This window comes from Planifilum fimeticola, from assembly GCF_003001905.1.
In the GTDB taxonomy this organism is placed as follows: Bacteria; Bacillota; Bacilli; order Thermoactinomycetales; family DSM-44946; genus Planifilum; species Planifilum fimeticola.
In genome coordinates this window covers 291,848-305,508 of sequence record NZ_PVNE01000001.1, presented here as the reverse complement: position 1 = coordinate 305,508, position 13,661 = coordinate 291,848, and the positions used below count along the sequence as shown (strand labels likewise).

At 52.9% G+C, this 13,661-nt stretch carries 15 protein-coding genes and 1 pseudogene; 11 read left to right on the top strand and 5 right to left on the bottom strand.

The genetic code is table 11. The annotated features are described in order from the left end of the window. The first annotated feature begins 201 nt into the window (after positions 1 to 201). The 8 genes and pseudogenes from CLV97_RS01430 to CLV97_RS01395 all read left to right on the top strand — a co-directional run bounded on the left by CLV97_RS01430 (position 202) and on the right by CLV97_RS01395 (position 6,984). A complete protein-coding gene (locus tag CLV97_RS01430; protein ID WP_106343725.1) occupies positions 202 to 429 on the top strand; it encodes a hypothetical protein in 228 nt (75 codons plus the stop codon). 305 nt (positions 430 to 734) lie between these two features. Beyond that, positions 735 to 1,535 (top strand): hypothetical protein, encoded by an 801-nt coding sequence (locus CLV97_RS01425; protein WP_106343724.1) that lies wholly within the window; start codon positions 735 to 737, stop codon positions 1,533 to 1,535. After that, positions 1,535 to 2,326, top strand: coding sequence for a hypothetical protein (locus tag CLV97_RS01420; protein ID WP_106343723.1), 792 nt, complete (start codon positions 1,535 to 1,537; stop codon positions 2,324 to 2,326). Before CLV97_RS01425 ends, CLV97_RS01420 begins: the two co-directional genes overlap by 1 nt. A 304-nt stretch (positions 2,327 to 2,630) precedes the next feature. Next, positions 2,631 to 3,416, top strand: a complete 786-nt coding sequence (locus CLV97_RS01415) for a hypothetical protein (RefSeq protein ID WP_106343722.1) — start codon at positions 2,631 to 2,633, stop codon at positions 3,414 to 3,416. Positions 3,417 to 4,236: 820 nt separating this feature from the next. Next, entirely contained in the window at positions 4,237 to 4,677 is a 441-nt protein-coding gene (locus CLV97_RS18475; protein ID WP_245891311.1) for a hypothetical protein, read from the top strand. 213 nt (positions 4,678 to 4,890) lie between these two features. Next, a complete protein-coding gene (locus CLV97_RS01405; RefSeq protein WP_146130380.1) occupies positions 4,891 to 5,409 on the top strand; it encodes a hypothetical protein in 519 nt (172 codons plus the stop codon). Position 5,410: 1 nt separating this feature from the next. Further along, positions 5,411 to 6,199 carry a hypothetical protein gene (locus CLV97_RS01400; protein WP_106343719.1) on the top strand — a complete coding sequence of 263 codons (789 nt, stop codon included), beginning with the start codon at positions 5,411 to 5,413 and terminating at the stop codon, positions 6,197 to 6,199. 352 nt (positions 6,200 to 6,551) lie between these two features. After that, a pseudogene (locus CLV97_RS01395) lies at positions 6,552 to 6,984 on the top strand (GNAT family N-acetyltransferase). A gap of 120 nt (positions 6,985 to 7,104) precedes the next feature. Here CLV97_RS01395 and CLV97_RS01390 read toward each other — a convergent pair. The 3 genes from CLV97_RS01390 to CLV97_RS01380 form a co-directional block, all read right to left on the bottom strand. Next, on the bottom strand, positions 7,105 to 7,833 hold the full coding sequence (locus tag CLV97_RS01390; RefSeq protein ID WP_106343718.1) for an ABC transporter permease: 729 nt from the start codon (positions 7,831 to 7,833) through the stop codon (positions 7,105 to 7,107). 63 nt (positions 7,834 to 7,896) lie between these two features. Further along, positions 7,897 to 8,646, bottom strand: coding sequence for an ABC transporter permease (locus tag CLV97_RS01385; RefSeq protein ID WP_106343717.1), 750 nt, complete (start codon positions 8,644 to 8,646; stop codon positions 7,897 to 7,899). Next, complete coding sequence (locus CLV97_RS01380; RefSeq protein ID WP_106343716.1) at positions 8,646 to 9,557, bottom strand: ABC transporter ATP-binding protein; 912 nt, start codon at positions 9,555 to 9,557, stop codon at positions 8,646 to 8,648. Before CLV97_RS01380 ends, CLV97_RS01385 begins: the two co-directional genes overlap by 1 nt. A 149-nt stretch (positions 9,558 to 9,706) precedes the next feature. Between CLV97_RS01380 and CLV97_RS01375 the strand changes: the two genes are divergently transcribed. Beyond that, positions 9,707 to 10,417, top strand: coding sequence for a response regulator transcription factor (locus CLV97_RS01375; protein ID WP_106343755.1), 711 nt, complete (start codon positions 9,707 to 9,709; stop codon positions 10,415 to 10,417). A gap of 1 nt (position 10,418) precedes the next feature. Next, entirely contained in the window at positions 10,419 to 11,816 is a 1,398-nt protein-coding gene (locus CLV97_RS01370) for a sensor histidine kinase (RefSeq protein ID WP_106343715.1), read from the top strand. Positions 11,817 to 11,830: 14 nt separating this feature from the next. Here the strand turns inward: CLV97_RS01370 and CLV97_RS01365 are convergent, their stop codons facing one another. Then, on the bottom strand, positions 11,831 to 12,568 hold the full coding sequence (locus CLV97_RS01365; protein WP_106343714.1) for a CPBP family intramembrane glutamic endopeptidase: 738 nt from the start codon (positions 12,566 to 12,568) through the stop codon (positions 11,831 to 11,833). A gap of 76 nt (positions 12,569 to 12,644) precedes the next feature. Here CLV97_RS01365 and CLV97_RS01360 point away from each other — a divergent pair, with 76 nt between their 5' ends. Beyond that, positions 12,645 to 13,367 (top strand): MerR family transcriptional regulator, encoded by a 723-nt coding sequence (locus tag CLV97_RS01360; protein ID WP_106343713.1) that lies wholly within the window; start codon positions 12,645 to 12,647, stop codon positions 13,365 to 13,367. Between the two features lie 11 nt (positions 13,368 to 13,378). Here CLV97_RS01360 and CLV97_RS01355 read toward each other — a convergent pair whose 3' ends face one another. Further along, positions 13,379 to 13,558, bottom strand: a complete 180-nt coding sequence (locus CLV97_RS01355; RefSeq protein WP_106343712.1) for an H-type small acid-soluble spore protein — start codon at positions 13,556 to 13,558, stop codon at positions 13,379 to 13,381. Between the last annotated feature and the right edge of the window lie 103 nt (positions 13,559 to 13,661).

Here is a 13,661-nt window from a genome sequence, read left to right as displayed (position 1 = left end):
TTCGGTATGACCGATATTTGCATATTTATAGAGCTTTTTGCCTGATTGCATTCATTATTTGGTGTGTAAACCGAATTTTGAAATAGCTTCTACAGAGCTTTTATGGGTAAACCGGCCTATCTCTACCGTCCCGAGTCCTTGTATGATCGGGTGGAGTATCCTATTTATACTATGGATACAAAAGAAGAGGTTTCCCGGTTAGTGGAAGAATTTGAGGCCCATGTTCCGCGGGACTGGGTGATCGATTACCTACAAGATCGTTTGGGAGCGGAATCAGTGCAGGAGATGGAGGATGGCAAGATCCGGGTGTTGTTCTACGACCGGGAGTTGACAAAGAGCAAAGTAAAAACCGAGGAATTCCTCCGCACCTTTGAGCGGCATGTGGACGAATACCTGCTGCAGAAGGGGATTCGGTTGTACAAGGGGTGACAAGTCCTGAAACAGGTGTTCAGTCTCGTCGATCTCCGCGAGGTACTCCCGGAGGTCGACGAGCTTTCGTTTTGACCTAATCCATACTTGGTGGGACCAATGGTCCCGCTTACCCCGGTGCAGAGGCTGCAGGCGGACGCATTGACGCTTTTGAGCCCGCCTTCTACCGCTTCGGGGGTGGTTTATATGCGAAAGTGCCGAAATGGGCGCCGGATGAGGAACTGGAATTGATGCGGAAGGTTTTCGAAGAGCGGTTGAACATCAAAGTGGTAATACGGAAGATCAACTGGTAGGAGGGAGACAAAATGACAGATGAAGTTGAGCGGGTATTGATGTTTTCTTTTTGGGGATCGTACTTAAAGAAAGACTACATGGAAGTAGGCCTGGATGTAACTGAGATCTTGATGAGGCATTGGGGGAAAGTTCGCCGCTTGGAAGGAGTTGCCTTTGATTATGATGAGGGGCTTGAGGATTTGGATTCCATCGATGAGGTTCGGAAGGAAGTGTTGGGTGACAGGGATCGATATGGACTATATAAAGTCACTTTTTTCAATCCATCTGTTTCGGAAGAAATTTATGTAAATAGATTGTCCGTAAACAGATCGTTGTTACTTTTATATGAGTACGATGGTCTCAAGTATTTTCAAACGGAAGATGTGAAGTTAAATGAACAGCGAACGCAGGCGTTTTTGGATGTGTTCACGGACGTGGCTGGCCATCCCGCCCTTGAGGAACTATGGATGCTCGATTTTGATTGGAACGGTTTTATGGGCAAACCGGCTTATTTGTATCGTCCGGAGCCCCTTTATGAGAGGGTGGAGGATACACTCTATACTACGGATATGAAAGCAGACGTTTCCCGTCTGGTAGAAGAATTTGAAGCCCACGTTCCCCGGGAGTGGGTTATAGACTACCTGCAGGATCGTCTGGGAGCGGAGTCGGTACAGGAGATGGAAGACGGCAAGATTCGGGTGCTGTTCTACGACCGGGAGCTAACGAAGAACAAAGTGGGAAACACCCGGAAGTTTCTCCGCACCTTCGAGCGGCATGTAGACGAATACTTGCTTCAGAAGGGGATTCGGTTGTATAAGGGGAGGGGGGAATAATGGACGAAGAAATTGATCGTTGGTTGATGTTTACCTATTGGGGATCTTATTTGAAAGAAGACTACATGAAAGTGGGCCTAGATGTAACGGAAATCTTGATGAAACATTGGGGAATGGTTCGCCGTCTGACAGGGGCAGTCTTTAACTATGATGAGGGACTCGTGGATTTGGATTCTATCGATGAGGTTCGTAAAGAAGTGTTGGATAATAGGGACCAATATGAGTTATATGATGTCACCTTTTTTAATCCTGTAGTAGAGGAAGAAATCTATGTTAATCGATTACGAGTAGATAACACGCTTTTAAATGTTGAAGAATATGATGGAATCAAGTTTTTCCAAACGAAAGATGCAGAAATCAATGCGCAGCGGACGCAAGCGCTGTTGGATGTGTTTACAGATGTAGCCGGCCATCCTGCCCTTGAAGAGCTGTGGATGATTGATGGAGATCGAAATGCTTATATGGGCAAACCTGCTTATTTGTATCGACCGGAACCCTTGTATGAACGGGTAGAAGATCCAGTTGAGACAAAAAAGACGAAAGAAGAAGTGATCCGTCTAGTAGAAGAATTTGAGGCCCACGTTCCCCGGGACTGGGTGATCGACTATCTGCAGGACCGTCTGGGAGCGGAGGCGGTGCAGGAGATGGAAGGCGGCAAGATCCGGGTGCTGTTCTACGACCGGGAGCTAACGAAGAACAAGGTGGGAAACACCCGGAAATTCCTCCGCGCCTTCGAACGCCATGTGGACGAATACCTGCTGCAGAAGGGGATTCGGTTGTACAAGGGGTGACAAGTCCTGAAACAGGTGTTGAGTCTCGTCGATCTCCGCGAGATGCTCCCGGAGGTCGACGAGCTTTCGTTTTGACCTAATACATACTTGGTGGGATTGCTGGGTGGTTTACCGGAGTAGCGGCTGCAGGCGGCGGCATCAACGCTTTTGAGCGCCGTCTTCCACCGCCTCGGAGGTGGTTTACATGCTGAAAGTGCCGAAATGGGCGCCGGATGAGGCTCTGGAGACAATGCGTAAGGTTTTCGAAGAGCGGTTGAACATCAAAGTGGTCATTAGGAAGATCAACTGGTAGGAGGGAAAAGGGATGTCGGAAGAAGTTGAGCGGTGGTTAATGTTCTCCTTTTGGGGGTCGTATTTGAAGGAAGACTACATGGAAGTAGGCTTGGATGTAACAGAAATTTTGATGAAGCATTATGGGATGGTTCGTCTGTTAGAAGGAGTTGCATTTGACTATGATGAGGGGCTTAAGGATTTGGATTCTATCAATGAGGTTCGTAGAGAAGTGTTGAGTGACAGGGAACGGTATGGGAATTATGAAGTTACTTTTTTTAATCCGTCTGTTACGGAAGAAATTTATGTAAATCGCTTGTATGTAAGCAAGTCGATATTGACTTTTGAAGAGTACGATGAACTTAAGTACTTTCAAACGGAAGATGCAGAGATTAATGTACAGCGAACTCGAGCGCTGCTAGATGTGTTCACAGATGTGGCCAGTCACTCTGCTATTGATGAGTTGTGGATGGACAACACCGAAAGAGCGTTTATGGGGAAACCTTCTTATCTGTATCGACCGAAGCGTTTGTATGAGAAGGTGGAGGATATACTTTACACACATAAGGTGAGGGATGAAGTGTCTCGTCTGGTAGAAGAATTTGAAGCCCACGTTCCTCGGGAGTGGGTGATCGACTATCTGCAGGACAGTCTGGGAGCGGAATCGGTGCAGGAGATGGAAGGCGGCAAGATCCGGGTGTTGTTCTACGACCGGGAGTTGACAAAGAGCAAAGTAAAAACCCATGAATTTCTCCGCACCTTTGAGCGGCATGTGGACGAGTACCTGCTGCAGAAGGGGATTCGGCTGTATAAGGGATGAGTGGCTTGATGGATGAAGATCAGCGATGGATAATGTTTACAAATTGGCTTGATGCTTGAAAGAAGACTTTATGAAGTGGGGCTGATGTGAAGGTATTAATAACAGTGCAATAAATGGCGCTTTATCAGCTTCCTATCTCACGGCGGGGCATGCCTGGTCTCCAGGGAAAAAGTGGAGGAACGTATGAAAGGGGATGCTTTTTTGGCATTCAAAGTAGTGGGAATCCGTAACTTGCGGGGTTTCATCATCAGCCTCCAGGTGGTGACATCAAATGTTTGAATCCTTTCCGGAGGCATACAAACTGTTGGAATGCGATGACGACGGAAATTATGTCGGAATAGATCAAGTTTGGGACATGGAGCAGATTTCCCCACAGCGTTTAAGAGGGGTTATTCACTTGGCGTATAGCGGAAGGTTTTTGAAGAAAAGTTGAACATAAAAGTGGAGATCCGAAAGATTGAATGGGGAGGGAAACGAAATGGCCGAAATTGAGAGGTGTTTGATGTTTACTTTTTGGGGTTCATACGTGAAGGAAGATTACTTAGAGGTTAGTTTGGATGTCGTCGGGATCTTGATGAAATATTTGGAGGCTTGTCAATTGGAAGGAAGGAAAAATACAGTTCTAGAAAATATTGATTCCCTTGATTCAATTCGAAAGGAAGTGCTAAGTGACAGGGAGCGTTATCGCTATTATAAAATCACATTTTTCAACCCGTCTGTTACGGAAGAGGTTTATGTAAACCGCTTATTTGTATCCGCTAAGTATATGTTGTTAGAAGAGTATGAGGGACTTAGGTTTTTCCAAACGGAAGATGTTAAGTTGAATGAACAGCGATCCCAGAAGTTGTTGGATGTGTTTACGGATGTGGCCGGCCATCCAGCCCTTGAGGAGCTGTGGATGATTGATGATCGCCGAGCGTTTATGGGTAAACCGGCCTATCTCTACCGTCCGGAGTCCTTGTATGATCGGGTGGAGGAGGGATTATATACTCTCGATGCAAAAGAGGAAGTTATCCGTCTGGTAGAGGAATTTGAGTCCCACGTTCCCCGGGAGTGGGTGATCGACTACCTGCAGGATCGTCTGGGAGCGGAGTCGGTGCAGGAGATGGAAGACGGCAAGATTCGGGTGCTGTTCTACGACCGGGAGCTAACGAAGAACAAAGTGGGAAACACCCGGAAGTTTCTCCGCACCTTCGAGCGCCATGTGGATGAATACCTGCTGCAGAAGGGGATTCGGTTGTACAAGGGTGACAGGTCCTAAAACAGGTGTTGAGTCTCGTCGATCTCCGCGAGATGTCCCCGGAGGTCGACGAGCTTTCGTTTTGACCTAATACATACTTGGTGGAATTGCTGGGTGGTTTACCGGAGTAGCGGCTGCAGGAGGTGGGATTTTGTGCGCAGCCTTCCGTCGCCTGGGGAGCGATCAAGAGGACGATTTAGTTTGTGAAGAAAAGAGCAACCGGTTGGGGACGATTTGAAGAAGCGAATCTATTGCCAAATAGCTTGGGGAAGAGCAAAACGGATAGTTTTGTTCATTACAGTGGAGAAACCGACTTACAAAGAGAATCTAAATAGAGTAGGAACATTTGGAATGCCAGACAACATTGTTATTGAGGACGGCCGGATTACCATTGTCGAGGAAGCGAAAATGTGGTCGAAGCGGGATTTTGAGCGGTTGGCGAGATTGGCGAAGAATGATCCAGTTACATTTCTCGACCGAGGTTTTCAATCTGTGAAAGGAGGAGACAAACGACAAACACGCTATATCCAGTTGAAGAAGCATAAAAAGGCTGTTGAGTATCTTCTTGCAAATTTAGATAAATTTCCTGATGCTAAAAAATATGGGATTTCACGTGCTGATTCAGATATAGTTTATATGCTGAAGGTGCCAAAATGGGCGCCGGATGACGCGCTAGAGACAATGCGGAATGTTTTTGAAGAGCAACTGAATATCAAAGTTGCCATACGTAAGATTAATTGGGGAGGAAGATAGGATGGCGGAAAATAATGAGCGGTTGTTGATGTTCACTTTTTGGGGAGCGTATTTGAAGGAAGACTATATAAAAGTGGGTCTGGATGTAACTGAGACCTTGATGAAACATTTTGGTATGGTTCGTCGATTGTATGATGCTTACGATAATTATGACATAAATTTCAATAATATCGATACCATTGACGCAATACGAAAGGAAGTGCTGGGTAAAGGGGAACGATATTGCCTCTTTAAGGTAAATTTTTATAATCCGATTGTTACGGAAGAGATTTATGTAAATCGCTTGATTGTAAATAGACCGTATTTATTTTTAGAAGAATACGATGGGCTCAAGTTTTATCAAACAGAAGACGAAGTAATCAATGCACAACGAACACAGGCGTTGTTGAAAGTGTTCACGGACGTTGCTGGCCATCCCTCCCTTGATGAGTTGTGGATGCTGGATTTTGATTGGAATGGTTTTATGGGTAAGCCAGCTTATCTGTACCGCCCGGATCCGTTGTATGAACGGGTGGAAGATCCACTTGATATATATGAAACAAAGGATGAAGTTACCCGTCTGGTAGAAGAATTTGAGGCCCACGTTCCCCGGGACTGGGTGATCGACTACCTGCAGGACCGTCTGGGAGCGGAGTCGGTACAGGAGATGGGGGACGGCAAGATCCGGGTGCTGTTCTTCGACCGGGAACTGACAAAAAGCAAAGTAAACACCGAGGAATTTCTCCGCACCTTCGAGCGGCATGTGGACGAGTACCTGCTGCAGAAGGGGATTCGGCTGTATAAGGGGTGACAGGTCCTGAAACAGGTGTTCAGTCTCGTCGATCTCCGCGAGATGTCCCCGGAGGTCGACGAGCTATCGTTTTGACCTAATACATACTTTAGGATTGGTCCCGGCTTACCCCGGAGCAGCGGCGGCGGCATTGACGCTTTTGAGCGACGTATTCCAACGCCTCGTAGACGGGGTGATAAGAGAACGGTCCGGTTTGCGAAGGGAAAACGAAAACTACTTGGTTTGAGGATGTGAATCCGCTGCTGTAAAACCAGAGGTTTGTTCTCTTCAGTGTTCGATGCGGCTTACAAAAGTTGAAGGAGTATGCCGGTAGGGAGGAGAGTGGACCGGATTGGACTTTCAAATACGAGAGATGAATGAAAAACCTCCGATGGAATTATTGTTAATGGCGGGATCCGTCGCGAGAACTGGTTCAGGAATATATCCGTAGGGGAACTTGCTTTGTGGCGGAAAGGAAGGGTCAAATCATCGGCGTTTACGTCCTGCTTCCGACAAGACCCCAAACGGTGGAATTGGTGAATATCGCAGTGATGCCGTTGCATCAAGGAAAGGGCATCGGGAAAAAGCTGTTGAAACACGCCATCCAGACGGCGAAGTCCATGGGGTATAAAACGATGGAAGTGGGTACGGGAAATTCAAGTATCGGGCAACTGGCGTTTTATCAGAAATGCGGTTTTCGGATGATTGGTATTGATTTTGACTTCTTCACAAGGCATTATTCCGAAGCGATTTTCGAAAACGGCATTCAATGCAGGGACATGATTCGGTTATCCCGTGATTTGTGAATGTAACCGTTTCTTCGCCATCTTTTCAATTCCGAAGAATTCTTCCCTCACTGCACCAGGGCGTGCCGACCAGCTATCCCGGGCCGGATAGCGCGGCACGCCTCTTTTCATTCAATTTCCTTACACCAGTCCTTCCGGCCGTTTCAACCGGCGTAGGGACAGGGCGGAGAAGAGGATTGCATAGAGAAAGTTGACGGCGAGGAACCAAAGGAGCTCCGCCGGCGTCAGCCCTTCCTGGCTCAGGACCCCCATGCCGACGGTGAGGAGGGAGTAGGGGAAGATCAGGCCCCAATCCTTCACCACCATTCCCAGTCCGACAAAGACGCCGCACAGGCCGATCCCGACCGGAACGGCGAAACTGCGGATGCGCATCGAAAGCCACAGGTGAATCGTTCCGAGGGTGACAGATGCGATCCAGCCGCGGACCATCCATCCGAGGATTTCCTTCGGCGGCGGTGCGGACAGCGAAAGCAGTTTCCCGGCGCACAGATAAAGGAAGAAGAAGACCACCTGCACCAGGAGCATGTGCCATGCCAGCACCGCCAATTTGGACAGATAGATCCGGGACACGGCGATCGGTGCCGTCAGCAGGTTGCGCCAGCTTTTGTTTGCATGCTCCAGCCGGCAAAGATGGGAGCAGGCGATCGCGATCAGCACGGGAAGGAAAAATTCCCCGTAAAACAGGCTGACCTGCGACCAGAGGCTGTACCATTCCTTCCGGAGAACCCCCTGGTTCAAAGCATAATTGGCGCTGCCGATCAAAATGCTCAGGACGGGAAGCGTCATCAGGACGAGCCACATCCGGGAACGCCGCCACTTCATCCATTCCGATTCCAAGAGTCTCCACATCGTCGATCCCCCTGTCGGTTGTTTGTTTGAAAGGGCGAAGCGGTGCTCGGAGCCTGCCTTGCTTTAGATGTCCTTCCGGGAAAGATGAAGACTTCCGGCGAGGTAGAGGGCCGCTCCGACCAACAGGAGCGCGGTGGGCAGGATCCATCCGACTTCTTGCGTCACAAAACGGACCGTGTCGTCGCCGTAGCGGAGGGTGACGGGGCTGAGGGCCGTATAGTTGGACCAGATGAGGAGCCGCCGGACGAAAACGGGAAACAGGTCCGCCGTCAGACCGAAAAATCCCCCGACCATACCGAGACAGAGGCCGAAGGCTTGATTTCTGACGGCCAGGGACACCCACTGTTGCAGGGCGATGATCACCAGGTTGACCAGCATGGTGCCTGCCAGAAACCGAAACAGCAGTTCGTACGGGATCGGGGCTTCCAAGCCGTTCGCCCATCCGATTCCCGGGATGGCGAAGGTCTGGAGAAGCACTACGGTCAGCAGCAAGGAAGCCGCACATCCATATTTGGCTGCAAACAGCAAGTGCCGGTTTACGGCCAGGGCCCCGAGCAGCCTCCACGTCTCCCCCTTGTGTTCCATGTCGACGATGCGGGATACCACGATGGCCGACAAAATCGGCAGGAACAGGCCGTTCATGGAGGAGAACGTGGTGATGATTCCTTCCCATCCCGCGCTGTCCGGGTTGCGGGTGAAGGAGCTGCTGACGGAGATGGAGGCCCAGAGGATTTCCACCCCCAAGAACAACACGATCATCGAAAGCACGCGCCGCCGGCGCAGCTTGAAAAATTCCAGCGCGACCACATGCATCACCGGTGATCCCCCTTTCCCGTCAGCTCCAGGAAAATCCGTTCCAGGATTTTCTTTCGCTCCTCGATCCGAATCACGCCGATCCCCGCTCGGACGAGGGTGCGGTTCACCTCCGCCACCTGCCGGTCTTCCATGTCCGGGAGGGTGAGGTAGCCGCCGCGCTCCTTCGGCTTCAATCCCTGGCCGGCGAGCACCCATTCCGCGGCGAGGTTGTCCGTCGTTTTGACGGCGATGGCCGGATCGCTTTTTGCTTTGAGGGAATCGAGGCTGCCCTGAAACACCAGCCTTCCGTCACGGATGATCCCGACGGACGTGGCGATCTGCTCCACCTCCGACAGCAGGTGGCTGGAAACCAGGACGGTCATGCCGTACTGCCGGGGCAGGGATCGGATCAGCTCGCGGATTTCTTCGATGCCGGCCGGGTCGAGCCCGTTGGTCGGTTCATCCAGTATCAGCAGTTTCGGAAAGGAGATCAAGGCCATGGCGAGTCCCAGGCGCTGTTTCATGCCCAGGGAGTATTGATCCACTCTTTTGTGCTGCTGCTTTTCCAGGCGGACCACCCGCAGCACTTCGGAGACATTTCCCTCCGGAAGCCCCCTCAGGCGTTGGATGATGCGCAGGTTTTCCCGGCCGGTCAAATGGCCGTAGTAGGAAGGGGATTCGATCAACGCGCCCGTCTGGCTCAATATCCAGCGCCGGTGTTGGGCGAAGGTTCTGCCGAAGACGGTAAAGGTCCCCTCGGTCGGTTGGATCAGACCCACCAGCATCTTCAGCGTGGTGGTTTTCCCGGCGCCGTTCGGGCCGAGAAACCCGTAAACCTCGCCCTCCTCGATGCGCAAACGGATGCGGTCCACTGCGGCGATGTTTCCGTAGCGTTTCGTCAGATTGTCCGTCAAGAGGACGGGTTGCATGGTTGATCCCTCCACTTCTCGGATTCGTCTCCCATCGTAATCCGCGGACCCTTCTCGCCGCTTACGCCAACCTTAAGGCAACCTTAAATATTCTCCCGACGCCGCAAGCAGGGAGGCGTCTCCGATATAATGAGAAGCGGGTGGTCTTCATGGACGATTTGAAACAAAAAAAGATCCTGATCGTGGATGATGAGGCGGATCTACGGACCATGGTGGAGGGCATCCTGAGCAAGGAAGGGTTTTTTCGCATCCATCACGCCGCCGATTGCCGGGAAGCCCTGGAAGTGATCCGGTCGGTGAAACCGGACGTGGCCATTTTGGATGTGATGCTGCCCGACGGCGACGGTTTTTCCCTTCTGTCCGACATCCGCCGCTTTTCGTCGATGCCCGTCCTTTTCCTCTCCGCCCGGGGAGAGGATGAAGACCGGCTGTTGGGGCTCGGCCTCGGCGCGGACGATTACGTGGTGAAGCCCTTTTTGCCCCGGGAGCTGGTCCTTCGCCTGACGGGCATCCTGCGGCGGGTGTACGCGCCGCCGTCGGTGGAACGGCTGCCGGTCTTCCGGCTGGGAGAGGTGACGGTGGATCTGGAGGGGGCCGTGGTGCGGGGACCGAAGGGGGAACAGCCGCTGACGGCCAAGGAACACGCCTTGCTTTGCAAGCTGTATGAAAACCGGGAGAAGATCGTCACCAGCGATGCCCTGTGCCAGGCGGTCTGGGGGGACGACTACTTCGGTTACGAGAACAGCCTGATGGTGCATATCCGTCGCATCCGGGAAAAGATCGAGGAAAATCCCTCCAAGCCCCGGTATTTGCTCACGGTCCGGGGGCTCGGCTACAAGTTGATCACGGAGGAGCGATGACATGGGCGGTTCCTTCCGCATCCTGTGGCGGTTTGTGAGTGCGACGTTGCTCATCTCCTTTTTTCTTCTCATCCTCAACTTCTATTTTCTCGGATGGGTTTTTCCCCGGAAAGCGGAACATTCCACTCATCCCGACGCGTTGGTCCGGACGGTGGCGGAGGGGCTTTCCCAGGAAGGGGACCGCTATGTGCTGGATCGACGCGCCGGGGCTCTTCTGGAGAAGAACGATGCCTGGGCCATGCTGATCGATCGGGACGGCCGCGTGGTATGGGACCGGTCCCTGCCCGAAGCCCTGCCCCGCTCCTATTCAATCGCCGATGTGGCCCGCTTTTCCCGCTACTATCTCATGGATTATCCGGTTTTTTCCTGGGAGCACGGAGAAGGGCTGGTCGTGGTCGGCTATCCGAAGGGCAGCCTGGGCAAATACATGCACGTGCTCCCGGCCGATGGGGTGAGGGAACTGCTCTTCCGGATCCCGGCCCTGTTGCTGGGGAACATCGCCCTGGCGCTGGTCCTGGCACTGCTTGTCGGCTGGCGCTTTATCCGCTCCGTCCGGCCCCTGATTCAGGGGATTCACGCCCTGGCGAAGGAGCGGATCGTCCACGTCGAGCCGAAGGGGGTGTTTCGGGATCTGGCGAGGAGCATCAACCAGACCTCCCTCCTGTTGCAGGCCAAGAACAAAGCCCTGAAGGAGCGGGACGAGGCCCGTTCCAACTGGATTGCCGGCATTTCCCACGATGTCCGGACGCCCCTGTCCATGGTGCTGGGCTATGCCAGCGAGCTGGAGGAAAGTGAAGCGCTGCCTCGGCCGGAGCGGGAAAAGGCCCGGATCATCCGCCGGCAGGGTGTAAAACTGCGCAACCTCATCAATGATTTGAACCTGGTGTCGATGCTGGAGTACGAGATGCAGCCGCTGAAGCGGAAGCGAATCAAGCTGTCGGCGCTGGCGAGGCGGGTCGTGTCGGATGTGCTCAACGAGGGGTTGGAGGAGAAATACGAGCTGGAACTGGATGTCGCCGACCGCGGCGCGATCATCTGCGGCGATGAGAGTCTGCTTCTCCGGGCGCTGAACAATCTGGTTCACAACAGCATCCGGCACAACCCCGAAGGATGCCGCATCCTTGTGCAGACGGCCGGTTCTCCGGATCAGGGCTTTTGCAGCATCCGGGTCTCCGATGACGGAAAAGGGATTCCCCCCGACGATCTTCCCGATCTGACGCAGCTTCCCTATTCCTCCAAGCGGAAGCGGCCGGCGCCCCACGGGCACGGTCTGGGGCTGCCGATGGTGGCGAGGATTGCCAAGGCGCATCAGGGGAAATTGGTATTGCGGAGCGAACCGGGGCGGGGATTGACGGCGGAGATCCGGCTTCCCAGGCTGGATTCCGGTCCCGGTGCATAAGAGGAAGCGGCTCATTACGGCTGGGAAGGCTCCGGTAAAGGAAAAAGGGGCGCACATGCGGAACGCCCCTCTAGGTTTTTGAGCGGAACCGATACGATGTAGATCAGCAGATTGACCATGCCGTGCACAAAGGCCGCCGCGAAGACGGAGCCGGTCTTCCGATAGGCGTGGGCGAAGAGATACCCGTTGATGATGGTCAGCAGGAGGATATTCCAGTTCGGCAAGTGGGCCAGGGTGAAAAAGAGCGCCTGCAGGAAGAGGGCGACGCGGTCGGATGCGATCCGGTTCAGCACCGAGAGCATGACCCCGCGGTAGAAGATCTCCTCGTAGATCGGGGAGATGATGACGGCGCCGACAAAGGCGACAAGCAGCGGGAAAAAGGCGAAGGATTCCTCGACCGCCTTGGCCTTCTCGTTCTGCAAATCGGCTCCCAACCACACGGAAAGGAGAAAGCAGGCGACGCCGATGACAAACGAGAGGAGCGACAGTTTCATCAAAAAGGGAAAGTGGGAGCGGTCGAAGGAGCGAAGGCCGACCCGCTCTTTCCAACTTCCCTTTGAATCGGACCGGGTGGTGAGATAACCGGCGGTGAGCAGGGCGGCGGCGATCATGACGCCCGCGATGTTTCCGGCGATGATATCGGACAGGCCCCAGCCGATCAGCGTCCGGTACAGGAGGTTTTCGATTACCAGGGGGACGAAGACGAAGGTGACCGCCAGCAAAATCAGCAACTGGATCCATGCCTTTTTCACAGGTTCTTCTTCCTTTCTCTATGATCGGTCTCCATTGTAAAACCTCACGTCGCGTGAGATTCAAGAGGTGTGGCGAGTGCTTGCGATCGGCCAAGTCTCCAAAATGACCGGGTTGAGCGTGCGGACCCTCCGCTATTACGACGAGATCGGATTGCTCAAACCGTCCGATTACACCGAGGGCCATCACCGGCTCTACACGGAGGACGATGTGACCGTCCTGATGAAGATCGTTTTTTTAAAGGAACTGGGTTTCTCCTTGAAAAAGATCAAGGAGCATCTGGAGGGGGAAACGGATTGGGAAGCGTTTCTCAAGGGGCAATATGAGCGGCTGGAAAGGGAAAAGAATCGGATCGAACACCTGATGAACGGGATAGAGACCACGCTGATTTCTTACCAAATGGAGGGGACCATCGACTGGAGGAGGTTATTTGAAATTTACCGGTACGGAAAAGCGGAGGGTCATCGCTCCTTGACGCCCGAGGAGCGGGAGATCATCGACCGCCTTCCGCGCCTGGAGGATCGGGCCCCGGAAAGAGGGGAGTGGATTCGCCTTTATCGGCAGATCAAAGGGCTGACGCAGTCCCATCCTCCCGATTCCCCGGAAGTGCAGCGGGTCGTGGCGCAGATCGTAAGCTTATCGGAGAGGATGTTCGGGGGAGACCTTGCGAAAATGGAAAAGGCCTGGGAGATGCGGAAATCCCCCAAGCCGGATTATCGATTTTATCCCGTCGATGACGAGGTGATTCAATTTCTGGACCGGGCCTTCGAGATTTACTGGAGGAAAAAGCAGGAGGAATAAGAGGGCCGCGGTCACACCTCTTCCAACTGATGGACCGACACCGTCATCTCGTTTTCCCGGTTGTCCAGCGGGTAGATGCGGGCCGTCTGGCTGCTTTCATCCACGTTCTGAATCCAGACCGGTCTTCCCTGGTAGTGCACTTCCACTTCCTTCGTGGAATCGAGAATCTGTTTGGCTCGCCGGATATCCATGCGATCGCCTCCTGTTCGCCGGTTTGCCCGTTAGTCTCTCTTGGTTGGAAAAATTTATTCGATCGGCGATCGGGAGGCGATGCGTGCTGGGTCCGCGAGTCAA